Source organism: Ciceribacter azotifigens, from assembly GCF_048159625.1.
GTDB classification, from domain to species: Bacteria; Pseudomonadota; Alphaproteobacteria; order Rhizobiales; family Rhizobiaceae; genus Allorhizobium; species Allorhizobium azotifigens.
Map to the genome: position 1 here is coordinate 228049 of NZ_JBLQTA010000002.1, position 24480 is coordinate 252528.

Consider the following 24480-nt stretch of genomic DNA (forward strand, 5'->3'; position numbering starts at 1 on the left):
GCCGGCGATTTTTTCCGAAAATTCGTGCGCGGAGGTTTGCGCCGCCTCAGAGCGAATTCGCCAGCCGGACGAACTCTTCCACCGACAGCGTCTCGGCCCGCCTCGCCGGATCGATGCCTGCCTTGACGAGCAGGGCCTCGCCGCCGAGGGATTTGAGGCTCTGGCGCAGCATCTTGCGCCGCTGGCCGAAGGCTGCCTGCGTGACGCGTTCGAGCTTTTCGACCGGGCAGGGCAGAGGATTGGCCTTCGGAACGAGATGAACGACGGTCGACGTCACCTTCGGCGGCGGGGTGAAGGCTTGCGGCGGCACGTCGAAGGCCATGTGGGCATCGGTGCGCCATCCGCAGAGCACGCCGAGGCGGCCGTAATGGTCGTCGTCCTCGTGCGCCACGATGCGCTGGCCGACTTCCTTCTGGAACATCAGCGTCAGCGACTGCCAGAACGGCGGCCAGGCCTTCGGCAGCAGCCAGTTGACGAGCAGCTGCGTGCCGACATTGTAGGGCAGGTTGGCGATGATCTTGACCGGACCTTCGGGCACGAGTGCCTCGAAATCGGTCTTCAGCGCATCGCCCTCGATCACTTCCAGCCGACCGGGATAGTGCTCGGCGACCTCGGAGAGCGCGGGCAGGCAGCGGGCGTCGCGTTCGACGGCGATCACCTTTTTGGCGCCGAGCGCGAGGATCGCCCGGGTGAGGCCGCCCGGTCCGGGACCGACCTCGAACACCGTCACGCCCTCGAGCGAGCCGGCCGTGCGTGCGACTTTCTGCGTCAGGTTGAGGTCGAGCAGAAAGTTCTGGCCGAGCGCCTTGCGGGCGTCGAGCTCATGGCGACGGATGACGTCGCGCAGCGGCGGAAGGCCGTCGAGGGCTGCCATCAGGAACTGGCGCCCGCCGGGCGGGAGATCTCCGAGGCGAGCTTGAGCGCGGCGACGAGGCTGCCATGGCGGGCGATACCTGTGCCGGCGATGCCGAAGGCGGTGCCGTGGTCGGGCGAGGTGCGCACGAAGGGAAGGCCGAGCGTTACGTTGACGGAGTCGTCGAAACCGAGCGCCTTGACCGGGATCAGGGCCTGGTCGTGGTACATGCAGATCGCAACGTCATAGCGACGGCGGGCCTCGTCGTGGAACATCGTGTCGGCGGGCAGGGGTCCGAAGGCGTCGATCCCTTCGGCACGCAGCTGCGTGATCGCCGGATGGATGATCTCTTCGTCCTCGAGACCGATCGCCCCGCCTTCGCCCGCATGGGGGTTGAGCCCGGCGACGGCAAGCCGCGGCGAGGAGAGGCCGAAGCGCTCCTTGAGGTCCCTGGCGGTGATGCGGCAGGTATCGAGGATCAGCGTTTCGGTCAGCGCGGCCGGAACGTCCTTGATCGGAATGTGGATGGTGACCGGCACGGCCTTCAGCTTCGGCCCGGCGAGCATCATCACCGGGCGGAAGCTCTTTCCGGTGGCGCGGCTCGCGAGGTCCGCCAGGAACTCGGTATGGCCCGGAAAGCCGAAGCCGGCTTCGTAGAGCACGGCCTTCGCGATTGGGTTGGTGACCATGCCGCGCACCTTGCCGTCGAAGCAGAGCTGCACGGCCGTCTCGATCGCGGCGATCGTCGATTTCGCGGTCGCGACGTGCGGGTTGCCCGCCACTACGTCGACGCCGGTCGAAACCGGCAGTACCGGGAGTGCGTCGGAGAAGACGGACATGGCGCCGGCGGCATCGGTCTCCTTCAGCGGGACGTCGATGTCGAGCTGTCTGGCACGAACGGCAAGAACGGCCGGATCGCCGATGAAGAGGAACGGTGGCAGGTCGTGAACCGTCCGCTCCAGCCAGGCCGAAAGCGCGATATCTGGGCCCACACCCGCCGGGTCCCCCTGGCTGAGTGCGAGAGGAAGGCTCTCGGTCTGCGTCATCGTCGAGTGCCCCTGGGATCAGCGATAAACGATCTGCGCCTTGGAGCGCAGGTCGTCGAGGTACTTCTTTGCGTTCGGATTGTCTGCGGGCTTGTCCTTGCCGAGGTCTTCGGCGCGGAAGACGACTTCCGCCGCGACATCGTCCGATACCTGGCGCTGGTTGCAGATCGCCAGATATTCGACGCCGCGCTCGGTGACGCGCGTTCCGGTCGTCGTACCCTTCGCCTTCTCGATCAGCGGCTTCCAGTCGTCGGGCAGTTCCGGCGCCAGGACGCGGCCGAGATTGCGGATCGATACGTCGCGATAGTTCTTGGCGAATTCCATCGCCTGGTCGCAACCGGGGAACTTCGACCGCGAGGCCTCAGCCTCCGACTTGCGCTTGCCGACGATGCCCTTCTTGTTCGCAGGAACGACGAAGATCACCTGCTTCAGGAAATATTCCGTAGTGACCGGCTTCTCCTTGCGCTCGAGCAGGCGCGTTGCGACCTCCTGGCTTGAAAGCTTGCCGCGGGAACCGTAGCGGGCGTTGACGAGGCGCGGCCAGCTCATCGAGACGGCGATATAGGCCTTGAAGTGATCGGCCGTGACGCCGGCCTGGCTCAGGATCCCGGTGAGCTGCTGGACGGAGAGCTTGTTGGAGCTTGCGAAACGGGCAAAGGCGGCATCGACATCTTCGGTGCTGACCGACATACCGACGCGAGCGATCTCCTGACGCTTGAGGGTCTCGTCGACCATCTCTTCGCGTGCCATCTTCTTCAGGTCGCCCTTGCGGTGCTGAAGGCGCAGGAAGGCGACGCGCTTGGCGACGTCACCCGTGGTGATCGCCGTCTTGTTGACGACCACGGCGACCTCGCTTGCCGCATGGGCGACGGGAACGCCGGGCAGAGGGCCGGGACCCGCGGTGAAGGCGAGTGCTGCCGCACAGAGAAGCAGCATACGTGTCTGCTTTTTGCCAAAAGTCATTGGCATTCCTTTCCCTCGGGCGCGCATTCGTCGGCGCGACCCGGCATTTCGTTGGCCACCGAAGTATAATGTGCCGCAGGGATTGCACAATCCGTGCGGCGAAACAATGACATTCGCGCCGGCCCGCCGCCGGCGTTCGTCGCGAATGCTCGAAAGGATGATCGCGATACGCCCATGCCTGATCGCCCCGGCACCCCGATCAATCGAAGCCGGCGAGGTCGGTCTTGCCGACGCGCACGTCGCCGAGTGTGCGGAAAGTTAGCCGGGCGCCGATCGTCCAGTCGCTCGCGGACTCGTCTTCCGGGTCCCGCTTGTCGGAATAGACCAGCGAGAAGATCGTGCACTCGTCGGCATAGGAGATACCGATCCCCTTGCGGTTGACCGTGGCGTTGTTGATGTCCCAGGTGAGCGAACCGAAGACCGACCAGTATTCGTCGACCTTCACCGAGCTTGCCGCCTGCAACTCGTCGTTCTTGTCCTTGAATCCATATTCCGGTTGTGCGGCGATCTGGGTGTAGGTGAGGTTCGCCAGCAGCCGGTCGTTGGTGAAGCCGAGGCTTGCGTCGGTGCGGCGGACGTCGAAGGTCCTTTCGTCGAAACGCGCATTCGCGCTCAGGGTCAGGCCGTTCGGTATGTCGATCCCGGCCATGCCGACATAGTCGGAGCGGTCGGTTTCCAGACCGGAATCGGCGCCTGCATGGACGAGATCGTCCGTCGCGAACGAGTTCAGGCCCGCGAGGTGGTAGGACTGGCCGAAGATGGCACGCAGGCCGAAACCGTTGTCGAGCGTGCCGGTATAGCGAATGCCGACATTGGCCCGGGTGCCGCCCTCGACGCGGTCGAAGCCGGAGAACTTGTCACGCTCGAAGAGATTGGTGGCGTCGAAGACGAAGCTCTGCGCATCCTCGTTCGGCAACCTGCCGGCAAGCTGCTCGTCGTTGCGTGCATAGATCTGCGCGATCGGCTCGACGATATGGCTGCTGTTGTCGGTGGTGATAAGGATCGGATAGCGCGCCTCGAGCCCTGCCGTCAGCATATGACGGCTTGCGGTCGCCTCGTCGTAGTAATCGCCGGTATAGCCCGTCGGGCTGTTCATATCGAGCCAGTAGGCGTCGCCGCGGGCAGCAAGCAGCGGGGTAAGCTGAAGGCCGCCGGGAACGGAGAAGGTCCGCTTCCATTCTGTCTCTGCCGTCATTCGACTCATGGAGCCCTTCAGGCCGCGGAAGCGGTCGCTGATGCCGTCCGCATCCGTGTCGACTTCGTCGGTCTTGAAACGCGAAAGCGCGGTGAAGTTGAGCGTACCGGACAATTGTCCGCCTGCCACCGGCTCCGGCGCGACATAGCTGTAGTCGAGCGACGGCAGCACGACCGGCTGGCGTTTCTCGGCATTGTTCTCGGGATCCGCGTCCTGCACGTCGAAATAGTAGCCATGCAGATCGAAATAGTTCCGCTCACCGAGACCCGTCAGGTAGACGTCGTTGGCATGCGTGGTGCCGTCGAGGCCTTCGAGATTGTAGGTGCGGGCGAAGTTGTTGTCGCTCTGCAGCATGACATCCCAGCCGAACGTCCAGCGGGGATTGATCTTGAACTCGCCTTCGGAGGCCACCATCCCGCGCTGGTCCCTGCGCGCGTCGCTGGTGCCGGCGTCGAAATTCTCGCTGTTGAGCTGCTGGATGCCGGCGAAGCGGATCGTCGCCGTTCCTTTCTCGAAGCGCTGGCGGACTTCTGTCTCGAGAAGCAGGCCCTGGCTCGTGAAGCCGGTCGCGCGGATCGTCGCGTCGCGCTGGTTCGAGAGGGCAATATAGTAAGGAACCGTCAGACCGAAGCCGAGGTTCTGCGAGGTCTGCATTTCGGGAAACAAGAAGCCCGATTTGCGCTTGACCGTGTGATCCGGCACTTCGAGGAAGGGGAGCACGGCGACCGTCTTGCCGAAGAGTTCGAAGCGGGCCTTTTCGAGTCGGATCGTGTGGGTCTCCCCGTTCTGCACGACGCGCTCGGCCTTGACCTGCCAGAGCGGCGGTCGTTCCGGGTGATCGGCGCAGGGGAGGCAGGCCGTATAGACGCCCTTGTTGAGAATGATGTCACGGCCGCCGACTCGCTGGCCGCTTTCGGCGGCAAGGCGGGTGTTGTCGGTCGTCTCGATCCGGAGCGCCTTGAGGAAGCCGTCCGCGAAATTGTCGGTGACGTCCATCGTGTCGGCATAAAGCCGGTTGCCGCCCGGTTCGACCAGTTCGATGTTGCCGGTCGCCGTCATGCGACCGCTCTTCTGGTCGTATTCCACTTGCCGCGCGACCATCTGGTAGCCGGCATAATTGATCTGCACGGCTCCGCGCGCCACGACGCGCTCGGCGTCACGATCATAGACGAGCTCGTTGGCGGCAAGCAGAAGCTTCGCATCCTCGGGAATGCTGGGTTCGAGATTACGCAATTCTCCGCTGTCCTGCGCGCGCACTTCGGCCGTCGAGGACAGGTAGGAGCACACAGCGGCACTCGTCAGCAGGGCCAGAAACAGCCTTCTGATATTTCCGCGGTCTGTTACCGCCACTAACCATCCTCCTGGTGAAGCAGGATCGTCGCTCCGAGTGCCATCGCCACGACGACGGGTACCCATGCCGCGACGAATGGCGGCACGACACCGCTGCTTCCGAATGCTTTGACAAGCGTGGTTACAACATAAAGCACGAAGCCCGACAGGATTCCACCCAGAATCACTGACCGGGACTGGTTGAATCTACTGAATTTTAACGAGACGGTGGCGGCGATCAGGGTCATGGCGACGAGGAGGAACGGAAGCGACAGCAGCGAGTGAAACTGCGTTTCAAGTGCTTTGGTCGAGACGCCGAACGATCGTGCAACTGCAATTTTCTGAGAAAGATCATAAAAAGCAACAGTCTCCGGCTGTGCGAGCCGCTGCTGGACGAACTCCTGTTTCAGATTGGTACTGACCTTGGCTGTCGCGAGCCTTGTCGGAACTTCGCCCGGCCGCGTCTCGGTGACATCGGTAAGAAGCCAGTAACCATCTTTCAATTTTGCCGACCGCGCATCCTGCCGCAGGATGATCCGGCCGTCGCTGTCGAAGTGGATGAGGACGGCATCCGTGATCAGGGTTCCGTTGTCCAGAACGGTCCTTCCGCCGATGACGACGTCATCCTTGCCGCTGATCTGGCGAAGCCACGGAACCGCAGCCGTCTCCTTGCGGCGGTTGCTCGCCTCGCGCCAGGTCGATTCGATGTTGAGCGCCTGGCTTTGTCCCCACGCAGCCAGCGGATTGATAACCAGCGTCGTGACAAGGCCGACCATCAGAGCCCCGACGACGAAGGGCATCATAAACTGCCAGACCGATATGCCGGCGGCGCGCGCGACGACCAGCTCTGACTTGCGGTTGAGCGCGATCAGCGTGGTCATGCCGACGAAGAGCGCGACGAACGGGATGGTCTGCTGCAGGATGAGCGGCAGGCGCAGCGCCGTCAGATAGAGGACGCCCGGCAGCGAATAGCCGGTCAGCCCGGCGAACCGGCCCGTGGTCTCGCTGAAGTCGATCAGATAGATGATCGAGGTGACCCCGACGAAGAACCAGAGCGTCGTCACGATGTAGCGCCGGAAGAAATAGCGGCCGAGGGTGAAGATCATCGGGCCTCTCCTTCTCCGCCGGTCTCGTTGCCGGCAAGCCGCACGTTGATCGCGCGCATGGCGCGCGCCGTGCTGTCGGAAAGCGGGCGCGGCAGGCGCCAGGAATTACCCCGCCAGAGCTTCAATGCAGCGATGCCGCCGCTGACGACCGGCAGCAGATAGATGAGCGGCGCATAGGCCTCGTTCTTCTCCGTGAGCTTCACCGTATAGTTGCCGAGCCAGAAGAGGACGAGCGCGGTGGTGAGCGCCGTCGCCATCGGCGGAATACGCGCCTCGCGATGGGAGCGGGCGTTGCCGGAAAGGGCGAGCGCAATCAGCGCAAAAACGAACGGAAAGGTCCAGCTGGTCAGCCGCTTGTGCAACTCGCTGCGGTATTCGCCGTAGTTTCTCTTGACGTCCGGATCGGTCATGTCGGGATTGAAGAGATAGGGCAGATCGCGGTCGAGGGCGTGCAATTGCGCCTGGCCGCGCGTCTGCGTCAGATCCGAAAGGTCGAAGGAGTAGGAATCGAAGCGCACGACCGAGACGTTGCCGTCCGGCGCCTTGCGATGCACTTCGCCGTCGCGCATCACCAGGGCGGTGCCGGTCTCGTCGACGGCGCCTTCGCGTGCGTAATAGATGAGGTCATAGGCCGGGTCGCGGGAATCGGCGACGAGAAGCCCTTTCAGCACGCGGCCGGACAGTCGCTCCGAAATCTGCACGTAGAGGCCGTCCTCGATGCGGCGGAAGTTCTTTTCCTCGATGACCGTCGACAAAAGGTCGGCATAGGCGGCCGCGACCATTTCGCGGGCGGCGACCCGCAGCTTCGGCTCGACGAAGTTCGCCATGAAGAAGGAGAATATCGAAAGCAGGATCGTGAAGACGATGATCGGGCGGTTGATGATGCTGCGCGGAGCGCCCGCTGCGTCGATCACCGCCAGTTCCGAGTCGTTGTTCATCGCCGAAAGCGTCTGGGTGATGCCGATCACCAGCGCGAAAGGCAGCACCGCCGGGATGATCGTCGGCAGTATGAGGGTGGCGAGCTTCATGAACGACCCGACCGACTGTCCGCTGTCGGTCACCAGATTGATTCGCCCGAGCACCTGCGTGGTCCAGATGATCGCCAGGACCGGCAGCAGGGCGGTGAGCATCATCTGAAAGACGCGCCGCAGGATGTAGTGTTCGAGAAGCTTCATTCCATTTCCCGAGGGCGTGACGATCGGGCCGCGCCGGCGACTGAGGACAGTCGGTTCTCTACGACGGTTGCGGCGATTTGGCGACAGGAGCGATGCGGAATTTCGTCCGTCTACCGCTCAATTTTCCGTTTTCGCGATATTTCGAACACGGCAAAGACGGCCGCGAAGACGACGAGCGAGGAGAGCCAGCCGAGTACGACGTCGGAGAGATAATGGCCGCCGAAGGCGAGTCTCATCGCCGGTGTCACCAGTGCGACGACGAGGATCGGCGGTGCGAGAACCGGACGGAGCTTCGCCGGAAGGAAGAGGAGGAGGCAGGCGACCCAGCCCGCACCTGCGGCCTCACCCGAGATGAAGGAGCAGTTGTTGTCGCACTGTCCCATGAACGAGCCGGCCGGCACGAAGGGCAGATCCCCGCCGAAGATGTCGGTCTGGTAGGGCCGCGGGCGCCCGGAAAAGCTCTTGAGCAGCAGGTTCACCAGCACATAGGGACCGAGGAGAAGGGCCGCGAGCGCTAGGCCGAGCTGCTGCAGCCTCGCAGCACCGTAGGCCGCGCTGCGCCGGGCGAGACCGTTGACGAGAATGCCGAGCAGCAGCGCGCCGGCGGCGGCGGGTACGTAGAAGAAGACCTTCCTCACCGCGACGGCGAGGGGATCCTTGCTCCAAGGAAAGCTGCCGCAGACGGTGCTCTGCGCATGAGTCCCGGTGCACGGGCCGGGCTCGAAGAACGCTCCGGCGACTGCGAGATCGATGTCCGGCCACAAATAGAAGACGAGCAGCAGTACCCACCAAAGCATGAAAAGGGCGACGGCAGCGCGCCGCATCTTTCGCGTCGCGGTCTGTTGCAGGTGCCCGCTCTCGGCGGCTTGTAGGTCGATCTTCACGTCGGTTGTTTCCGGTCCTTTAGAGGCGGCGCGACCCTATCTGCTTCCCCGCCCGGCAGGCAAGAGGGAGAGGCCGCAGGTCTTGCCAACGGTGCAAAGAGCGGTATGTCGGCACAATTGACGCTTGCGTTCATGACCGAAAGGGCCATGATCCCGGCTTTCGTTTCGACCTTCCCCCGGAGTCTCCATGTCTTCCAAATTCGACATTTCCTTTGCCAAGGATCACCGGATCAGCGGCGGGATCGCCGTGCTTCTTCAAGTTCAAGGTGCCGACGCGGCCGCCGGCGCCGATGTTGCCGACCCCGAGGGCGTGATCGCCAGGGCCGCCAAGATCGGCAAGTTTACCGGCAAGGCGCGCGCCGTGCTCGACATCCTCGCGCCGCACGGTTCGCCGGCGGACCGGATCGTCGTTCTCGGCCTCGGCAAGACCGCCGAGATCACCGCCCATGACTGGCTGCGCGCCGGGGGTACAGCGGCCGGCATCTTCAAGTCTGCCGAAAAGGTGACGGTCTTCTTCGATGCCCCCGGCCTCGACGCGGACGGTAAGGCCGCCGCCGACTTCGCCCTCGGCCTGCTGCTGCGCAACTATGATTTCGATACCTACAAAACCCGCAAGGGCGACGACAACGGCAACGGGAACGGGAACGGAAAATCCGAGCCGAAGGAGGTCAAGGTGACGATCGTCACCGCCGAGGCGTCCGCGGCGCGCAAGGCGTTTGCCGACAACGAGGCGGTCGCCGAGGGCGTCGTTCTCGCCCGCGACCTCGTCAACGAGCCCGCCAACGTGCTGGGGCCGGAGGAATTCGCCGACAAGGCGAAGGCGCTCGAAGCCCTTGGCGTCGAGGTCGACATCCTGACCGAGAAGGACATGAAGAAGCTCGGCATGGGCGCGCTGCTCGGCGTTGCCCAGGGCTCGGTCAGGCCGCCGCGGCTTGCCGTGATGCAGTGGAAGGGCGGCAAGCACAAGGACAAGCCGATCGCCTTCGTCGGCAAGGGTGTGGTCTTCGACACCGGCGGCATCTCGATCAAGCCCGCCGCCGGCATGGAGGAGATGAAGGGCGACATGGGCGGTGCCGCCGCCGTCACCGGCCTCATGCACACGCTCGCCGCCCGCAAGGCGAAGGTGAATGCCGTCGGCGTCATCGGCCTCGTTGAAAACATGCCGGACGGCAATGCCCAGCGCCCCGGTGACATCGTCACCTCGATGTCCGGGCAGACGATCGAGGTCATCAACACCGATGCCGAAGGCCGCCTCGTGCTGGCCGACGCACTCTGGTACTGCAACGACCGCTTCAAGCCCGCCTTCATGATCAACCTCGCGACGCTCACCGGTGCAATCACCGTTGCGCTCGGCAACCTGCATGCCGGCCTGTTTTCGAACGACGACACGCTTTCCGGGCAATTGGTGGCGGCGGGTCTCGCGACCAACGAGCGTCTGTGGCGGATGCCGCTCGGCAAGGACTACGACAAGCTCATCGATTCCAAATTCGCCGACATGAAGAACACCGGCGGCCGTCAGGCGGGCTCGATCACTGCGGCGCAGTTCCTCAAGCGCTTCGTGCAGGAGACGCCCTGGGCGCATCTCGACATCGCCGGCACCGCCATGGGCTCGCCGACCGACGAGATCAACCGCTCGTGGGGATCGGGCTTCGGCGTGCGGCTCCTCGACGAACTGGTGCGCGCGCACTACGAAGCGTGACGGGAAGGGCGGGCGACTTGGCCGAGATCCTCTTCTACCATCTGACGGAATCGAAGCTTGAGGATGCCCTGCCGCCGCTTCTCGAAAAGAGCGTCGAGCGCGGCTGGCGGGTGGCGGTGCAGACCGCCGATCCCGCCCGCCGTGACGCGCTCGACGCCCATCTCTGGACATGGCGCGACGAAAGCTTCCTGCCGCACGGAACGGATGCCGCCGAAGGCGCCGAGCAGCAGCCGGTGCTGTTGACCGTCTCGCCGGAAAACCTCAATGCGGCGAGCGTCCGCTTCCTCGTCGACGGCGCCGAACCGCCGGAAGCGCTGGACTACGACCGCGTCGTCTTCGTCTTCGACGGCTACGACCAGACGCAGCTCGAAGCCGCCCGTGCGCAGTGGAAGAAGCTGAAAGGCGAGGGCCATACGCTGACCTACTGGCAGCAGACGGCCGAGGGACGATGGGAAAAGAAGGCCTGAGCCTGACGATCCGCCTTCAGTATTGGCGGAGATCGGTCTGCGAGAAGCCGTCGCCGGCGTAAAGCAGCGGCACGTTGGCCGCCCGGCTGCCGGCATAGGAAAAACAGTCGCCGAAGTTCAGCGCCGCCGGGTGCCGTCCCTTGCCGTAAAGGGCGAAGGCCTCGAGCGCGCTCGCCGCCATTTCCTCAGTGACCGGGGTGACGCGGATTTCGAGGACGTCGAGGAATTCCTTCACCAGCCTGTCGGCCGTCGCAGGTTCGAGGTCCAGCCGCTTGCCGAGCACGGTCGTCGCCTCGAAGACGGCAGTCGGCGTCGTCATGCGCGGGGTGGCGGTGGCGTCGAGCCGTTCGATGAGCGCACCGGCCTCCGGCGCGTCGATCAGGATGACGACGATGGCCGAGCTATCGACGAACATCGGCGTCTCCCCACATCTGATCCAGGAAGGCCTTGTCGTCGAAGGGCCGGAGACTCGCATGGTCGGCGAGCGCGTATTTCTCGCGCAGCCGGGCGACCCGTTCGCCGAGCGAGGGCTTTGCCAGCTCCTCCTCGATCACACGCTGCAGCGCAAGGCGGATCGCCTCGGTCTTGGTCGGCGCTTTCAGGATCGTCCGGGCCTGTTCCGCCAGGGCGTTGACGCTTTCGTCGCGCACATAGAGAGGCATGGTGATTCCCTCGGAATATACGGTTTCGTCATAGCGTATATTCCGGGGTGTTCAAACCTCAGCCGGCCATCGCCTCTTCGTATTCGGCGGAGAGTTCGAGCCACTGTTCCTCGGCCGCCGAAAGCTTCGCCGCGGCCTCGCCGCGCTGCTTCGCCTTTTCCGCGGCCTTGGCCGGGCTCTTCTCGTAGAGCGCCGGATCTGCAAGTTCCGCATCAAGCGCCTGAATCAAAGTCTCCAGCTTCTTCGTCAGGGACTCGATTTCATTGATCTTTTTCCTGAGCGGCGCGAGGCTTGCCCGCTTGTCGGCGGCGGCCTTGCGCTGGTCGGCCTTGTTCACCTGGGCGCCGGCATCGGCCCTGTCCTTGTCGTCCGGCTTGCGCGCCGCGGCGACGACCAGGCTGCGATAATCCTCCATGTCGCCGTCGAAGACGCTGACGGTGCCGTTGTTGACGAGCCACAGCCGGTCGACCGTCGCCTCGATCAGGTGCCGGTCGTGGGCGATCAGGATGACGGCGCCGTTGTAGTCGTTGAGGGCCTCGATCAGCGCGCGGCGGCTGTCGATGTCGAGATGGTTGGTCGGCTCGTCGAGGATCAGGAGGTTCGGCGCATGGAAGGCCGAGAGCCCCATCAGGAGGCGTGCCTTTTCACCGCCGGAAAGGTCCTTGGCGGCGGTCGCCATCTTCTCGGTCGCAAGTCCCATCTGGGCGACGCGGGCGCGCACCTGCGCCTCGCCCGCCTGCGGCATCAGCCGCCGCACATGGTCGACCGGCGTCTCGTTCGGCACGAGGTCGTCGAGCTGGTGCTGGGCGAAGAAGCCGACCGAGAGGTTCGGCGCAAGCTTCATCTCGCCCGCCTGCAGGTTGAGGCGCCCGGCGATCAGCTTGGCGAAGGTCGACTTGCCGTTGCCGTTCGAGCCGAGGAGCGCGATGCGGTCGTCAGCGTCGATCCGGAGGTTGATGTTCTTCAGGATCGGCTTGCCGGGCTCATAGCCGACGGCGCCGCCGGAGATCGCCACGATCGGCGAGGCCGGCTGCCTTTCCGGTTCGGGGAAGGTGATCGGCTGGACGTGATCCTCGATGACGGCGGCGACCGTGCCCATGCGCTCCAGCGCCTTGATGCGGCTCTGGGCCTGCCGGGCCTTCGACGCCTTGTAGCGGAAGCGGTCGATATAGCTCTGCAGGTGCTTGCGCGCCGCGTCGCTCTTCGCCTTCGCCTTCATCTGCAGTTCGTCGGCTTCCGCTTTCTGCCGCTCGAACTGGTCGTAGCCGCCGCGATAGAAGGTGAGCTTCTTCTGGTCGAGATGGATGATCGCGTTGACGGCGGTGTTCAGGAGATCGCGGTCGTGGCTGATGATGATGACGGTGTGCGGGTAGCGCCGCACATAGTCCTCGAGCCAGAGCGTCCCTTCGAGGTCGAGATAGTTGGTCGGCTCGTCGAGGAGCAGGAGGTCGGGCTCGGAAAAGAGCACGGCGGCGAGCGCCACGCGCATCCGCCAGCCGCCGGAAAACGACGAGGCCGGGCGACGCTGTGCCTCGTGGTCGAAGCCGAGGCCGGCGAGGATCGTCGCGGCGCGCGCCTCCGCCGAATGGGCGCCGATGTCGGCGAGCCGCGTCTGGATTTCGGCGATGCGATGGGGATCGGAGGCCGTCTCTGCCTCTTTGAGCAGTGCCGCCCGCTCCTTGTCCGCAGCCATGACGATCTCGATCAGCGCATCTTCGGTGCCCGGCGCTTCCTGCGCCACCTGGCCGATGCGGGCGTTCTTCGGGATGGTGATCGACCCCGTCTCGGCGGAAAGTTCGCCGGTGATGATCTTGAAGAGCGTCGACTTGCCGGCGCCGTTGCGGCCGACGAGGCCCGCTTTCGTGCCCTCCGGCAGCGAAACGGTCGCGTGGTCGATCAGGAGCCGCCCGGCGATGCGGGCCGAGATGTCGTTGATGGTAATCATGGCCTTGGCTTTTGGCGGAAGCGCTCGTCAAAGGCAAGACGGGAGCGGCCTTGCGGGTCACGCCGGTATGCGGCCTCTTCGCCGGGGTGTCCGGCGGGCAACATTCGCAGGCCGTTTCAGCCTGTGGTGTCAGGCGGCGCGGCGGCCGGTGATGCCGGGTGCGAAGCAGGCGACCGGCGCGCGCGGGTCCGTTTTGGCGACGGCGAGCGCCTGTTCCGCCTGGGCGACGAGGTGTTGCGCGCTCTCGGCACCGTCACTGAGGGCGATCCCGATCGACAGCCCGAGTGCGCCGTTGCCCTCGCCGGCCGCGGTCGCGAAGACCAGCCCGTTCTCGACCGAATCGTGGATGCGTCCGGCAATCGTCCGCGCGGCGGCGATATCGACGTCGGCGAAGAGGAAGGCGAAGTCGTCGGCCCCGATGCAGGCGACGAAGTCGTTCTTCTTGATCGATTTGCGCAGGATCGCGGCGAGCCGCTTGAGAATGCGGTTACCCGCCTCCGTGCCGTAATCGCGGTTGACGGCGCCGAAGCCGTCGATGTCGGCGATGAGAAGGGCGGTTCCGCGCGGCAGCACCCCGGACTCGTAGAGGCTCTCGAGGCGGTTTGCAAAGGCGATGCGGTTCGGCAGCCCGGTCAGGCGGTCGCGCAGGATTTCGGCCTTGGCCGCACGTGCCGCCCGCTCGACCGCATCTAGTCGGTCGAGCCCGGCCTTCAGCGCCTGCTCGGCCCTGCTTTCGCTCCGGAGAAGCTCGGCGGCGGATGACTGCAGAAAATCGATGTCGGCGAGGAGATCGTCGACCCCGCGGTCCCGGTCCTCGCGGATCGCGCGAAGGAGCGTTTCCATGGCGCTGACGAAGGCCTGCTTCTCGCGAATGGCGGCGGCCATCTCGTCTGCGGCCTCGGAAAGGACACGCGCGGCCTCCATGCAGGACTTCTCCTCGATGAGCCCGCAATGGCCGGTCAGCCGGTAGGCGAGGCCGATCCGGTCGAGCGCATGCTGTGGTGAGTTCGGGACAAGCGATGCCACGTCGCGGGTGAGCGCCGGATCATGGCCGAAGAGCGCTTCGTGGAAGAGTTCGTAATTACGCGGCAGGGCGTCGACCTTGAGCCGTGCCATCGCCTGCGTGACGCGCTGCAGCCGGTCCGTCGCCTCGTTATCCGTCGATGCAGTCACTTCGTTCCGATGGCCCATCCCGCTTTCCCCATCCAAAGCTCTTTCCGGGAACAAGATGAGGCGGAAAGCCTGTGCAATCCGTAAACGGCGAGGGACGCTGGCGTGCGATGCGCAACGGAGTTTGCCGGGACGGTTAAGGGACCGTCGCCAGCCGGATTAGATCCACTGCTTTCCTTCCTGCCTCTGGAAGTAGATGAGGTCGAGAACGAGGGAGGGCTTGCCGAGCGCCGTCAGCGTCATGTGCGCCTGACCGCGGTGATGGGTCTGGTGGTTGAAGAAGTGCGCGACCGCGGCGCCGAGCTTGTGGCTGATCGGTGCCGGATTGACGATCGTGGTGTAGGAGATGCGGGCGGCGAGCGACGCCTCGTCGAGCCCGCCGACCCAGCGGATGATGCGCTCGTCCTCGGTCTTCCGGGCAGCGGCGAGATCGGCGAGCGTTTCATAGGGGCGTTCGTCCAACGCGCGGGGGACCGGACCTTCGCCGGTGAAGCGCCGCATCCACACCCGGTCGCCGACGAGGACGTGGCTGAGCGTGCCGAAGAGCGAGCCGAAGAAGGCGCCGGTGTCGCGGAAGAGCTCGTCTTCGGTGAGTTCCGCAGCGGCGGCGTAGACCCGCTCATTGGCCCAGCGGTTGTAGGCGGCGAACATCTGGCAGTACTGCAACATTTCGGGTCTCCGGCATGAGTGACGCCTCAGTCTAGGCGAGGGGAACTGAAGCGTGTGTGATAGGTTCGATGAAATTTCCTGATTTGATTGCGCCGCGGCCATGCCCTTGAATGCCGCCGTGTAGTCTTGGAACAAGGAGCCTCGCGATGTCCAGAACCCTCTACTCGCTTTGCGGCAGCGATCTCTCCCGCCCGTTCTCTCCCCATTGCTGGAAAGTGGTGATGGCTCTGAAACACAAGGGGCTCTCCTATTCCGAGCGGCCGCTGCCGTTCACGGCCATTCCCGATATCGAAAACGGGGCGACGCGGACGGTGCCCTTGCTGCGCGACGGCGACCGCCTGGTCTCCGACAGTTTCGCCATCGCGCTCTATCTCGACGACGCCTATCCGGACGAGCCGACGCTGTTCGGGGGGGAGGGCGGAAAGGCGCTCGCCCGTTTCGTGGAAGGCTTTTCCCAGACCGTGATACACCCGGCGGTCACGCGGATCGCCATCATGGACATCCACGACATGCTCGACGAGGCGGACCAGGCCTATTTCCGCCGGAGCCGCGAGCAGCGTTTCGGCATGCCGATCGAGGAGGTCGCGGCCGCCCGTGAGCAGGAGATCGCGGCCTTCCCCGGCAAGTTTACGCCGCTGCGCCACACGCTGACTTTCCAGCCGTTCATCGGCGGGGACGGCCCGCTCTTTGCCGACTACATCCTCTTCGGTGCGCTGCAATGGTTGAGGATCACGACCGGCTCGGTGCACCTGCCGCAGGACGATCCCGCCTATGCCTGGTACGAGCGCTGCCTCGACCTCTATGACGGCGACGCCCGGAAGGTGGCGTAGTCCCCGTCAGCGACCGTAGCTCACGGTGATCGCGGCCTTGGCCAGCGCGTTGGCGTTCGTCATGAAGCCGATCAGGGCGCCGCTGGCATTCTGGTCGAGGTCCAGTTTGTCGACCGAGAGCGCAGTCACCGTGACGATGTAGCGGTGCGTCTCGCCGGCCGGCGGGCAGGCGCCGATATAGCTTGCGAATCCGGCATCCGCCCGGCTCTGGACGGCGCCTTCCGGTGCACCTTTGTCCGGTGTGATGCCGCGTTCCAGTCCCGTGACCGAGGCGGGGATGTTGAACATCACCCAGTGCCAGAAACCGGAGCCGGTCGGCGCATCCGGATCATAGACGCTGACGACGAAGCTCTTCGTGCCCTCCGGCGCATTCGACCAGGAGAGTTGCGGTGAGACATTGCCGCCGGCGCAGCCGAAGGTATTGGCGACCTGGGCTTCGGCAAGCGTACCGCCGTCGCGGATGTCCGTGCTCGAAAGCGTGAAGTCGGCAGCCGACGCGGCAAGGCCGGAAAGGCTCGCGACGGCGGTTGCGAGAACGAGGGCTTTCAACATGATCTGGCTCCTTTGTTTTGAGGCCCGATCATAGCCGGGGCTTCACTCCGCCGCGGCTCTCGGACGCTCGACTTCTGTCCCGGAACGCTCGCCGTCATCCACGGCAGATCGGATGTCGCGGGGCGAGAGCCCGAAGCGGGCGCGGAATCGTGCCGCGAACTTCGATGCCGAGCCGTAGCCGACGTCGAGCGCGACGCGGTTGATCGGCAGTTCGCTCGCCTGGAGGAGGGCAAGCGCGGTCGTCATGCGGACGTCGGCGATGATTTCGGTGAGACTGGTGCCGAGAAGGGCGAGCTTGCGCCGGAGCGTCTGCTCGCTCATCGCAAGCGCGCCGGCGACGCCTGCCGCCGGCCAGTCTGCGGCGGGATCGGTCCGTACGAGCGCGCGGATGCGCCAGACGAGATGCTCGCGCATGTCCGGCAGAAGCCCGATCCCGCGCGCCTGCAGGCGGATCACCAGTTCGCCGAGAACGTGGCGGTGGACGCTCTCCTGCGTCGAGGCGCCTTCCGTGATGGTTTGCCGCGCGCGGGCAAGCGCACCGAGGAAGCCGTCGTCCGGCGCGATGTGGACGGCCCCGGTCGTGGGCCTCGTCGCTGGATCGGCATAAGCGGCGACCAGCGCCGGCGTGAGGCTGAGCGCCTCGGCGTGATAGGCGCCGGTTTCCCCGACGCCGTTGACGATCACGCATTCGAGCCCCTGCGGCACGAAGACCGCTTCGCCCGGACCGGCGACGACCTCGTCATGGTCCGTGATGACGCGCTTCCAGCCCTGCCTGACGAGGATGACCGCCGGCTCGTCGATCTGGAACTGCCGGAACCGGCTGCTCGACGCCTGCAGGATCGAGCAATGGACGGCAAGTCCGGGCAGGACCGCGATGGAGCGGCCGGCGCCGTCTGGAGGACTTTTCATGGCGGGCTCCTGTCGATTGCCGCTCGGCCGAACCGCTCGGGAACAGCGGCCGGCCATGTCGCCGGCAATGATATGACGGTCTCGTGAAATTCGTCCATCCCCCTTGTTTTAAGGCCTTGAGGCGGGTAGATACCGCCCACTTTCCCGTAGGACAAAAGGATGAGACCCATGGCGATTGAACGCACTTTTTCGATGATCAAGCCGGACGCAACGAAGCGCAACCTGACGGGCGCGATCACCAAGATGCTCGAAGATGCGGGCCTGCGCGTCGTCGCGTCGAAGCGCGTATGGATGAGCAAGCGCGAGGCGGAAGGCTTCTACGCCGTTCACAAGGAACGCCCGTTCTTCGGCGAACTCGTTGAAGGCATGACCTCCGGCCCGACCGTCGTCCAGGTCCTCGAAGGCGAAGGCGCCATCCTGAAGAACCGCGAGATCATGGGCGCCACAAACCCGGCCCAGGCCGCCGAAGGCACCATCCGCAAGACCTTCGCGCTGTCGATCGGCGAGAACTCGGTTCACGGCTCGGACGCTCCGGAAACCGCTGCCGAAGAAATCAAGTACTGGTTCTCCGACACCGAGATCGTCGGCTGAATCAGGTCCTGAGGCTCTCGCCTCAAACCTTTGAAGACATTCGCGAAGCCGGGGCGGAAACGCTCCGGCTTCCGGCGTTTCTGGAGACGTCGGTCACGTCCCGGAAGTCGGCGCCGGGCAATCCTTCTCCGGGTCGAAATCATGACTGCCGTCGCTCTTGAAGACTTCCGGATTGGGCGTGTAGAGCGGTCCGACCACCAGGGGTTTGGCCGGCAGGACGCTCTGGTCTAGCGTCGAGGTTACGCTCGTTTCAATCGTCTGTATCACCGCGTCCTTGTTGTCGAGGATGCGGATCGTCACTGCATAGGGTTTGTCCTTGACGATGCAGTGAACCGGCGGGCTTTCGAGCGAGACCTTTTCCCAGAAGGGGAAGATCTTCGAGCGGGTGACGAGCGGCGGGCCGCCGGCCGGGTTCTCGTAGGTCGTCTCGGCGAAGCTCTCCTCCGGCAGCGGGCCGTTGCGCGCAAGCGTAATGACGTAGGTCGCCATGGCGACGCGGTAGTTGAAGATGAAGACCCGGCCCGAGACCTTCAGCGGCTCGTTCGCATCCTCCCGCTGACAGCCCGCGAGCGGCAGAAGGGCGAGCAGCGCGGCCGCGATCCATCTCATTTTCATGACAAGGCTTCCTTCTTCTTGCGATAGTGCCGATGCGCCTTGGTGCGGTTGCCGCAGACCGCCATGTCGCACCAGGTGCGGCTGCGGTTCTTGCTGCGGTCGAGGAACAGCCATCCGCAGTTGGCGCAGATCTTGATCCGATCCTGTTCGGGCGCCGACACGAGCCGGAGCGCGGAGAGCGCGGTCGCCGCATCGAGCGCATCGCCGCTCTCCGCCGCACGCAGGTTGGCGGCAATCGCCTCCAGAAGGGAGGCAAGCCGTTCGCGCGTGTCGAGGCCGGTCGCGCGAGCGCGGAAATAGCCGTCGATCTCCTCGCGCAGGCGGATGAACCGGTCCCGGCCGCCGGGCGAAAGCGGTGTGAGCTTTGCAAGGAGATCGCGCTCCGCGCCATGCGCGCGGGCGGCCGGAACAAACAGGTCGAGTTGCGCCGGATCGTCGAAACGATCGACGCGGCGGTCGGGGTCGAAGCGCAGGACGACGCTGTTGGCGACGTCGAAAGCCAGTGTTCCACCAGAGAAGCGATGAGGGGTCCAGGCGAAGGTCATGGCGGAATTATAACTAGTAAAAGTGAAAATGATAGTTATAAATCTGCCATGAAAGAGGAGGTCATGGCCTACCTGCTACAGCAACTCGCCAACGCCGTGCCGGTCGCCGCGCTCTATGCGGCGCTCGCCTTCGGCTATTCGCTCGCCTTCGCCATGACGCGCCGTGCCGACATCACCTTCGGCGCACTCTTTGCCTTTGCCGGTCAAATCTATGTCTTCTTTGCCCACGCAGGCTGGAACCAGCTCTATCTCGTGCTGCCGGCGGCGCTCGCCCTCGGCGCTGCGGCTTCCTTGCTCTATACGCTCGGTACCGCCGTGGTGATCGGCCGCGACGTGATGCTGCCGCTGCGGCGCGCTTCGCCGAACACGGTCATCGTCGCCTCTCTCGGCGTGCTGGTGGTGCTGGAGGAGATGGTGCGGATCGCGATGGAGAGTCGTGGCCTGTGGCTCTCGCCCTTCCTCAATCGCGAGGTGGTCTTCTGGACCGACGGCGGCTTCAAGGTGACGCTGACGCTCATCCAGCTTGTGAACGCCGCGGTGATGGTTGCGCTCGTCGCGATCGGCCACCTGCTTCTCGCACGCACCCGCCTCGGCCGGGTCTGGCGCGGCGTCGCCGACGATCCGCTGGCTGCCGAAATGTGCGGCACCGATGCGCGCGCCGTCTTCATCTGGTCCTACGTCGCCTCTGCGGCGATCGCCGCCGTCTGTGGTGTGCTCGCGACCTCCTATTACGGCACGATGGATTTCGGGGCCGGGCTGATGTTCGGCCTCAAGGTGGTGCTGGTGGCGGCCGCCGGCGGCTATTCGGTGCCGCTGCGCTCGGCGCTCGGTGCGGCCGTTGTTGCGCTCGCGGAGACGCTCTGGAGCGGCTACGGCCCCATTCTCTGGCGCGATCTGGTCATTGTCGGAGGGCTTGTGACGGTTCTCGTCATCAGCCGGCAGGAGCGGGCGATTCCCTGACGGGGTCGCTCAGCGCCACTTGTCGAGCGCCTCAGTGTCGGCGTCCTTGGCCGAGACCCAGTCGCCGGCGGTACCGTCGCGCCGGTGCTCCTTCTTCCAGAAGGGAGCGGAGGTCTTCAGATAGTCCATCATGAACGCGGCGCCGTCGAAGGCAGCCTGCCGGTGCGGGGCGGCAGCGAGGACCAGCACGATGTTTTCCCCCGGAGCGATCCTGCCGTAGCGGTGGATGGCGGTAAGGCCCATGAGCCCGAAGCGCTCGACGGCGATGCCGGCGATGCGGCGCATCTCCGCTTCCGCCATGCCGGGATAGTGTTCGAGCTCGAGTGCGGAAAGCGTGCCGGCTTCGTCACGGCAGAGGCCGACGAAGCTGACGACCGCGCCGATGTCCCGGCGCCCGGCGGTCAGCGCCGCGGTCTCGGCGGTGGCGTCGAAGTCCTCGCGCTGGACGCGGATATCCGGCACCACCGTCATGTTCAGCCACCTGTCATCGGCGGAAACAGGCCGATCTCGCGGGCGCCGGCGATCGGCTCGTGGTGCTCGACATGCTCCTGGTTCACCGCGACGCGGATCGCCTGCGGAAACTGGAAGGCCGCCTCATATTCTTCGCCGAGCCCGCTCAGGTACTCGATGAGGTCGCCGGCCGTGACGACGTTCTCCGGCAGGTCGAGCTCTTCCTCGCCCTTGCCGATCCTCTCCCGCACCCATGCGAAATAGACGAGCTTCATCGCGATCAGTCCACCATGTGCTTCACGCCGGCACGGAAGTAGTCGTAACCGGTGTAGATCGTCAGCAGGGCCGCGATCCACAGCAGCGTGATGCCGGCTTCCGTCGTATAGGGCAGGAATTTGTCACCGGCGGGGCCGGCGAGCAGGAAGGCGATGGCGACCATCTGGATCGTCGTCTTCCACTTGGCGATGCGGGTCACCGGCACGCTGACCTTGAGCGCCGCCAGATATTCCCTGAGCCCCGAGACGAGGATTTCGCGGCAGAGGATCGTGATCGCCGCCCAGAGCGACCAGCCGGCGATGGTGCCGTCGGCTGCCATCAGCAGCAGGACGGAGGCGACCAGCAGTTTGTCGGCGATCGGGTCGAGCATGCGACCGATGTTCGAGGTCTGGTTCCAGATGCGCGCCAGATAGCCGTCGAAGAAGTCGGTGACCGAGGCGATGATGAAGAGCGTCAGCGCCGTCCAGCGAGCCCAGTCGGAGCTCGCGAGTCGTCCCTCGACGAAGAAGCAGAGAACGATGACGGGAACCGCAATGATGCGGGCATAGGTCAGCAGATTGGGGATGTTTAATGCGCGGGAAGCCATGAAAGACCTGTGATTTCTCAATTCGGGTGTAGATGACGGTTTTCTCTCTTCACCGTCAACTGGTGACCCACGGGTTTTTTCGTCTTCCGTCACATAGACCTGCGGCGGAACTGAGATGTTTGCGATTCCGACATGCGCAATTCTGCACGCGCGCATGTCGGGATCGATCGCCGGCGGCCGCGCCTATTCCGTGCCGCTCTCGTGGAAGTGATTGTAGATCTGGCGGGCGACGGCTTCGGAAATGCCTTCGACCGAAGTGAGATCGCTGATCGCCGCCCGAGACACCGCCTTTGCCGTGCCGAAATGCTGGAGAAGCGCGCGCTTGCGGGATGGGCCGATTCCGCCGATCTCGTCCAGCGGGTTCTTGACCATCTCCTTCTTGCGTCGTGCCCGGTGCGAGCCGATGGCGAAGCGGTGCGCCTCGTCCCGCAGCCGCTGGATGAAATAGAGCACGGGATCACGCGGCGGCAGGGTGAAATCGGGCTTCCCCTCGGCGAAGAAGCGCTCGCGGCCGGCGTCGCGGTCGACGCCCTTGGCGACGCCGATCGCCGTCACACAGTCGCGGATGTCGAGGTCGTCGAGGATGGCGCGCACGGCCGTCATCTGGCCCTGGCCGCCATCGATCAGGATGACGTCCGGCCAGGCGGGGAAGTGGTTGTCGGATTCCTCGGCAGGCGGCTGGCTGCGGTCCGGCTTGCCCTCTTCCTTCAGCAGGCGCGAGAAGCGCCGCGTCATCACCTCACGCATCATGCCGAAGTCATCGCCGGGGGTGATGTCCGTCGATCTGATGTTGAACTTCCGGTACTGGTTCTTCACGAAGCCTTCCGGACCCGCCACCACCATGCCGCCCACGGCGTTGGTGCCCATGATGTGGGAGTTGTCGTAGATCTCGATGCGCCGCGGCACGTAAGACAGGCCGAAGGTCTCGGCAAAGCCTGCGAGCAGGCGTGATTGCGAGGCCGTCTCGGCAAGCTTGCGGCCGTGTGCCTCGCGGGCATTGGCGACCACGTGGTCGAGAATGTCCTTCTTTTCGCCGCGCTGCGGCACGAGCACATGGACCTTGTGGCCGGCCCGCTCGGAAAGGGCGGCGGCGAGCAGGTCCTGTTCCTCGATTGTCTCCGAAAGCAGCACTTGCCGCGGGCAGGGCTTGTCATCGTAGAACTGTGCGAGGAAAGCGGCGAGCACCTCGGCGCCGGAAAGCTGCGGGTCCGCCTTGGGGAAATAGGCGCGGTTGCCCCAGTTCTGGCCGGTGCGGAAGAAGAAGACCTGGATGCAGGAGAGACCACCTTCGTGGTGGATCGCGAAGACGTCGGCCTCCTCGATGCCGGCAGGGTTGATGCCCTGATGGCTCTGCACGTGGGAGAGTGCCGCCAGCCTGTCGCGGAAGACCGCGGCGCGCTCGAAATCGAGGTTCTCTGCCGCCTCGTTCATCGCTCCGGCGATCGCCGCCTTGACGTTCTGGCTCTTGCCGGAGAGGAAATCCTTCGCCTCCCTGACGAGGCCGGCATAGCCATCGTCGCTGATCTCGTGCGTGCAGGGAGCGGAGCAGCGCTTGATCTGGTAGAGCAGGCAGGGGCGCGTGCGCGTCTCGAAGACGCTGTCGGTACAGGTGCGCAGGAGAAAGGCCCGCTGCAGCGAGTTGATCGTGCGGCCGACTGCGCTCGCGGAAGCGAAGGGACCGAAATAATCGCCCTTGCGGGCACGCGCGCCGCGGTGCTTGAAGATCGCGGGCGCCCGGCTGTCACCGGTGATCAGGATATAGGGAAAGCTCTTGTCGTCGCGCAGCAGGACGTTGAAGCGCGGCCTCAGCCGTTTGATGAGATTGGCCTCGAGCAGCAGCGCCTCGACCTCGGTACGGGTCGTGACGAATTCCATGTGCGCCGTCTCGCGCACCATCCGGGCGATGCGGTTGGAGTGCACGCGGCCCTGGGCGTAGTTGCCGACGCGCTTTTTCAGGCTGCGGGCCTTGCCGACATAGAGCACGTCGCCGTCGGCGTTCATCATCCGGTAGACGCCGGGGCTGTTCGGCAGCTTCTTGACGAATTCGCCGATCAGCTCGGCGCCGGTGAGGCCCTGGTGGTCGGTGCCGCCCTCGTTCCAGTCGATCGGAAGTGCGGACACGGGCGCTTCGCTCTCGACGACGCCTTCGTCCTCATCCTCGGTCCCGTCATAGAGAATGCCGCCGTCCGGCAGCTTTCCTCCTGTCATTCCACAATCTCCGTGCCCGGCCTCTGCCAGGCAAGATGCTGGCCGCCGTCGACGGCAATCATTTGGCCGGTGATCGACGGCGTGTCAAAAAGAAAGCGGATCGTCTGACCGAATTCCGCGAGCGCCGGTCCACGGCCGAGCGGCAGCGCGTCGATCTGTGCCTGGAAGTCGGCCTCCTCCTGGCGGACGCTCCGGAAGGTCGGCCCCGGGCCGATGCCGTTGACGCGAACCTTCGGTGCGAAAGCCTGCGCCATCGTGCGAGTCGCCGCAAGCAGCGCGGATTTCGAAAGAGTATAGGAATAGAAGGAAGGTGTGGGCGCGAGAACCCGCTGGTCGATGATGTTGACGATCAGCCCTTGCGCACCGTCCGGCACCTGCCGGAAGAAGGCCGCGCCGAGGATCGACGGCGCGCGGACATGCAGGTCGAAATGGGCGGAGAAGCTCTCGGCGTCGAAGGCGCCGGCATCATCTTCCAGAAACACCGAGGCATTGTTGACGAGCAGCCCGATCGGGCCGAGAGCGGCGTTGGCGGCATCCATCAGGGCGGCCGTCTGCCCGGTATCACGGAAATCGGCCGCGAGCACCGCGGCATCGGCACCGTCGCGTCGCAGGCTCGCTGCAAGTGCTTCGCCTTCGTCCATCGAGCCGTTGACGTGGATGGCGACGGCGAAACCGTGGCGCGCCAGATCCTCGACGATCGCGCGGCCAAGTCTTTTTCCCGAGCCGGTGACGAGGGCGGTCTTCGGTATCCCTTTTTCCATTTCCGCTCTGCTTTCGACTTCCGATGAACTGCCC

The 24480-nt window shown here is 64.9% G+C and carries 26 protein-coding genes; 5 read left to right on the forward strand and 21 right to left on the reverse strand.

Translation table 11 applies throughout. The features are described 5' to 3' along the window. Window positions 1-46 precede the first annotated feature (46 nt). The 7 genes from rsmA to ACM6UT_RS04080 all read right to left on the reverse strand — a co-directional run bounded on the left by rsmA (window position 47) and on the right by ACM6UT_RS04080 (window position 8551). A complete protein-coding gene (rsmA, locus tag ACM6UT_RS04050) occupies window positions 47-874 on the reverse strand; it encodes a 16S rRNA (adenine(1518)-N(6)/adenine(1519)-N(6))-dimethyltransferase RsmA (RefSeq protein ID WP_416796087.1) in 828 nt (275 codons plus the stop codon). Then, window positions 874-1899, reverse strand: coding sequence for a 4-hydroxythreonine-4-phosphate dehydrogenase PdxA (gene pdxA / locus ACM6UT_RS04055; RefSeq protein WP_416796088.1), 1026 nt, complete (start codon window positions 1897-1899; stop codon window positions 874-876). The genes rsmA and pdxA overlap by 1 nt, the downstream gene beginning before the upstream one ends. Before the next feature lie 18 nt (window positions 1900-1917). Further along, window positions 1918-2862, reverse strand: coding sequence for a SurA N-terminal domain-containing protein (locus ACM6UT_RS04060; protein WP_416796089.1), 945 nt, complete (start codon window positions 2860-2862; stop codon window positions 1918-1920). Between the two features lie 199 nt (window positions 2863-3061). Next, window positions 3062-5407: an LPS-assembly protein LptD gene (locus tag ACM6UT_RS04065; protein ID WP_416796090.1), complete on the reverse strand. Its 2346-nt coding sequence runs from the start codon at window positions 5405-5407 to the stop codon at window positions 3062-3064. Next, window positions 5407-6492, reverse strand: a complete 1086-nt coding sequence (lptG, locus tag ACM6UT_RS04070; RefSeq protein WP_416796091.1) for an LPS export ABC transporter permease LptG — start codon at window positions 6490-6492, stop codon at window positions 5407-5409. The genes ACM6UT_RS04065 and lptG overlap by 1 nt, the downstream gene beginning before the upstream one ends. Next, window positions 6489-7667 carry an LptF/LptG family permease gene (locus ACM6UT_RS04075; protein WP_416796092.1) on the reverse strand — a complete coding sequence of 393 codons (1179 nt, stop codon included), beginning with the start codon at window positions 7665-7667 and terminating at the stop codon, window positions 6489-6491. The genes lptG and ACM6UT_RS04075 overlap by 4 nt, the downstream gene beginning before the upstream one ends. Before the next feature lie 110 nt (window positions 7668-7777). After that, on the reverse strand, window positions 7778-8551 hold the full coding sequence (locus ACM6UT_RS04080; RefSeq protein WP_416796093.1) for a phosphatase PAP2 family protein: 774 nt from the start codon (window positions 8549-8551) through the stop codon (window positions 7778-7780). Window positions 8552-8738: 187 nt separating this feature from the next. On the opposite strand from ACM6UT_RS04080, the gene ACM6UT_RS04085 reads away from it, so the two are divergent. Beyond that, entirely contained in the window at window positions 8739-10250 is a 1512-nt protein-coding gene (locus ACM6UT_RS04085) for a leucyl aminopeptidase (RefSeq protein ID WP_416796094.1), read from the forward strand. A gap of 17 nt (window positions 10251-10267) precedes the next feature. Next, on the forward strand, window positions 10268-10717 hold the full coding sequence (locus ACM6UT_RS04090) for a DNA polymerase III subunit chi (RefSeq protein ID WP_416796095.1): 450 nt from the start codon (window positions 10268-10270) through the stop codon (window positions 10715-10717). A gap of 16 nt (window positions 10718-10733) precedes the next feature. On the opposite strand, the gene ACM6UT_RS04095 is transcribed toward ACM6UT_RS04090, so the two are convergent. From ACM6UT_RS04095 to ACM6UT_RS04115, 5 genes are all read right to left on the reverse strand, one after another. Next, on the reverse strand, window positions 10734-11132 hold the full coding sequence (locus ACM6UT_RS04095; RefSeq protein ID WP_416796096.1) for a type II toxin-antitoxin system VapC family toxin: 399 nt from the start codon (window positions 11130-11132) through the stop codon (window positions 10734-10736). After that, a complete protein-coding gene (locus ACM6UT_RS04100; protein WP_416796097.1) occupies window positions 11119-11379 on the reverse strand; it encodes a type II toxin-antitoxin system VapB family antitoxin in 261 nt (86 codons plus the stop codon). Before ACM6UT_RS04100 ends, ACM6UT_RS04095 begins: the two co-directional genes overlap by 14 nt. Before the next feature lie 58 nt (window positions 11380-11437). Beyond that, window positions 11438-13324, reverse strand: a complete 1887-nt coding sequence (locus ACM6UT_RS04105; protein ID WP_416796098.1) for an ABC-F family ATP-binding cassette domain-containing protein — start codon at window positions 13322-13324, stop codon at window positions 11438-11440. A gap of 129 nt (window positions 13325-13453) precedes the next feature. Next, window positions 13454-14515: a GGDEF domain-containing protein gene (locus tag ACM6UT_RS04110; RefSeq protein WP_416796099.1), complete on the reverse strand. Its 1062-nt coding sequence runs from the start codon at window positions 14513-14515 to the stop codon at window positions 13454-13456. A gap of 138 nt (window positions 14516-14653) precedes the next feature. Next, window positions 14654-15163, reverse strand: coding sequence for a DinB family protein (locus ACM6UT_RS04115; RefSeq protein ID WP_416796100.1), 510 nt, complete (start codon window positions 15161-15163; stop codon window positions 14654-14656). A gap of 146 nt (window positions 15164-15309) precedes the next feature. Here ACM6UT_RS04115 and ACM6UT_RS04120 point away from each other — a divergent pair, with 146 nt between their 5' ends. Continuing rightward, on the forward strand, window positions 15310-15993 hold the full coding sequence (locus tag ACM6UT_RS04120) for a glutathione S-transferase family protein (protein WP_416796101.1): 684 nt from the start codon (window positions 15310-15312) through the stop codon (window positions 15991-15993). 6 nt (window positions 15994-15999) lie between these two features. Here ACM6UT_RS04120 and ACM6UT_RS04125 read toward each other — a convergent pair whose 3' ends face one another. Both ACM6UT_RS04125 and ACM6UT_RS04130 read right to left on the reverse strand, forming a co-directional pair. Next, entirely contained in the window at window positions 16000-16542 is a 543-nt protein-coding gene (locus tag ACM6UT_RS04125) for a YbhB/YbcL family Raf kinase inhibitor-like protein (RefSeq protein ID WP_416796284.1), read from the reverse strand. Window positions 16543-16587: 45 nt separating this feature from the next. Then, window positions 16588-17454, reverse strand: coding sequence for a helix-turn-helix transcriptional regulator (locus ACM6UT_RS04130; protein ID WP_416796102.1), 867 nt, complete (start codon window positions 17452-17454; stop codon window positions 16588-16590). A 168-nt stretch (window positions 17455-17622) separates the two neighbouring features. On the opposite strand from ACM6UT_RS04130, the gene ndk reads away from it, so the two are divergent. After that, a complete protein-coding gene (gene ndk, locus ACM6UT_RS04135) occupies window positions 17623-18045 on the forward strand; it encodes a nucleoside-diphosphate kinase (RefSeq protein WP_129331329.1) in 423 nt (140 codons plus the stop codon). Window positions 18046-18138: 93 nt separating this feature from the next. On the opposite strand, the gene ACM6UT_RS04140 is transcribed toward ndk, so the two are convergent. Further along, window positions 18139-18654, reverse strand: a complete 516-nt coding sequence (locus ACM6UT_RS04140) for a hypothetical protein (RefSeq protein WP_416796285.1) — start codon at window positions 18652-18654, stop codon at window positions 18139-18141. A 2-nt stretch (window positions 18655-18656) separates the two neighbouring features. Next, window positions 18657-19205, reverse strand: coding sequence for a CGNR zinc finger domain-containing protein (locus ACM6UT_RS04145; RefSeq protein ID WP_416796103.1), 549 nt, complete (start codon window positions 19203-19205; stop codon window positions 18657-18659). A 63-nt stretch (window positions 19206-19268) separates the two neighbouring features. On the opposite strand from ACM6UT_RS04145, the gene ACM6UT_RS04150 reads away from it, so the two are divergent. Next, a complete protein-coding gene (locus ACM6UT_RS04150) occupies window positions 19269-20165 on the forward strand; it encodes a branched-chain amino acid ABC transporter permease (protein WP_416796104.1) in 897 nt (298 codons plus the stop codon). Between the two features lie 9 nt (window positions 20166-20174). On the opposite strand, the gene ACM6UT_RS04155 is transcribed toward ACM6UT_RS04150, so the two are convergent. The 5 genes from ACM6UT_RS04155 to ACM6UT_RS04175 form a co-directional block, all read right to left on the reverse strand. After that, complete coding sequence (locus tag ACM6UT_RS04155; protein ID WP_416796105.1) at window positions 20175-20636, reverse strand: molybdenum cofactor biosynthesis protein MoaE; 462 nt, start codon at window positions 20634-20636, stop codon at window positions 20175-20177. A gap of 2 nt (window positions 20637-20638) precedes the next feature. Then, window positions 20639-20890 carry a molybdopterin converting factor subunit 1 gene (gene moaD / locus ACM6UT_RS04160; protein ID WP_416796106.1) on the reverse strand — a complete coding sequence of 84 codons (252 nt, stop codon included), beginning with the start codon at window positions 20888-20890 and terminating at the stop codon, window positions 20639-20641. A 5-nt stretch (window positions 20891-20895) separates the two neighbouring features. Then, entirely contained in the window at window positions 20896-21477 is a 582-nt protein-coding gene (pgsA, locus tag ACM6UT_RS04165) for a CDP-diacylglycerol--glycerol-3-phosphate 3-phosphatidyltransferase (RefSeq protein WP_148155759.1), read from the reverse strand. Between the two features lie 183 nt (window positions 21478-21660). After that, complete coding sequence (uvrC, locus tag ACM6UT_RS04170; RefSeq protein WP_416796107.1) at window positions 21661-23685, reverse strand: excinuclease ABC subunit UvrC; 2025 nt, start codon at window positions 23683-23685, stop codon at window positions 21661-21663. Then, complete coding sequence (locus tag ACM6UT_RS04175) at window positions 23682-24446, reverse strand: SDR family oxidoreductase (protein ID WP_416796108.1); 765 nt, start codon at window positions 24444-24446, stop codon at window positions 23682-23684. Before ACM6UT_RS04175 ends, uvrC begins: the two co-directional genes overlap by 4 nt. Window positions 24447-24480 lie beyond the last annotated feature (34 nt).

Coding starts and splice junctions, on each gene's coding strand:
- rsmA (WP_416796087.1), bottom strand. CDS start 874: ATGGCAGCCCTCGACGGCCTTCCGCCGCTGCGCGACGTCATCCGTCGC.
- pdxA (WP_416796088.1), bottom strand. CDS start 1,899: ATGACGCAGACCGAGAGCCTTCCTCTCGCACTCAGCCAGGGGGACCCG.
- ACM6UT_RS04060 (WP_416796089.1), bottom strand. CDS start 2,862: ATGACTTTTGGCAAAAAGCAGACACGTATGCTGCTTCTCTGTGCGGCA.
- lptG (WP_416796091.1), bottom strand. CDS start 6,492: ATGATCTTCACCCTCGGCCGCTATTTCTTCCGGCGCTACATCGTGACG.
- ACM6UT_RS04075 (WP_416796092.1), bottom strand. CDS start 7,667: ATGAAGCTTCTCGAACACTACATCCTGCGGCGCGTCTTTCAGATGATG.
- ACM6UT_RS04085 (WP_416796094.1), top strand. CDS start 8,739: ATGTCTTCCAAATTCGACATTTCCTTTGCCAAGGATCACCGGATCAGC.
- ACM6UT_RS04095 (WP_416796096.1), bottom strand. CDS start 11,132: ATGTTCGTCGATAGCTCGGCCATCGTCGTCATCCTGATCGACGCGCCG.
- ACM6UT_RS04100 (WP_416796097.1), bottom strand. CDS start 11,379: ATGCCTCTCTATGTGCGCGACGAAAGCGTCAACGCCCTGGCGGAACAG.
- ACM6UT_RS04105 (WP_416796098.1), bottom strand. CDS start 13,324: ATGATTACCATCAACGACATCTCGGCCCGCATCGCCGGGCGGCTCCTG.
- ACM6UT_RS04110 (WP_416796099.1), bottom strand. CDS start 14,515: ATGGGCCATCGGAACGAAGTGACTGCATCGACGGATAACGAGGCGACG.
- ACM6UT_RS04115 (WP_416796100.1), bottom strand. CDS start 15,163: ATGTTGCAGTACTGCCAGATGTTCGCCGCCTACAACCGCTGGGCCAAT.
- ACM6UT_RS04120 (WP_416796101.1), top strand. CDS start 15,310: ATGTCCAGAACCCTCTACTCGCTTTGCGGCAGCGATCTCTCCCGCCCG.
- ACM6UT_RS04130 (WP_416796102.1), bottom strand. CDS start 17,454: ATGAAAAGTCCTCCAGACGGCGCCGGCCGCTCCATCGCGGTCCTGCCC.
- ndk (WP_129331329.1), top strand. CDS start 17,623: ATGGCGATTGAACGCACTTTTTCGATGATCAAGCCGGACGCAACGAAG.
- ACM6UT_RS04140 (WP_416796285.1), bottom strand. CDS start 18,654: ATGAGATGGATCGCGGCCGCGCTGCTCGCCCTTCTGCCGCTCGCGGGC.
- ACM6UT_RS04145 (WP_416796103.1), bottom strand. CDS start 19,205: ATGACCTTCGCCTGGACCCCTCATCGCTTCTCTGGTGGAACACTGGCT.
- ACM6UT_RS04150 (WP_416796104.1), top strand. CDS start 19,269: ATGGCCTACCTGCTACAGCAACTCGCCAACGCCGTGCCGGTCGCCGCG.
- ACM6UT_RS04155 (WP_416796105.1), bottom strand. CDS start 20,636: ATGACGGTGGTGCCGGATATCCGCGTCCAGCGCGAGGACTTCGACGCC.
- moaD (WP_416796106.1), bottom strand. CDS start 20,890: ATGAAGCTCGTCTATTTCGCATGGGTGCGGGAGAGGATCGGCAAGGGC.
- pgsA (WP_148155759.1), bottom strand. CDS start 21,477: ATGGCTTCCCGCGCATTAAACATCCCCAATCTGCTGACCTATGCCCGC.
- uvrC (WP_416796107.1), bottom strand. CDS start 23,685: ATGACAGGAGGAAAGCTGCCGGACGGCGGCATTCTCTATGACGGGACC.
- ACM6UT_RS04175 (WP_416796108.1), bottom strand. CDS start 24,446: ATGGAAAAAGGGATACCGAAGACCGCCCTCGTCACCGGCTCGGGAAAA.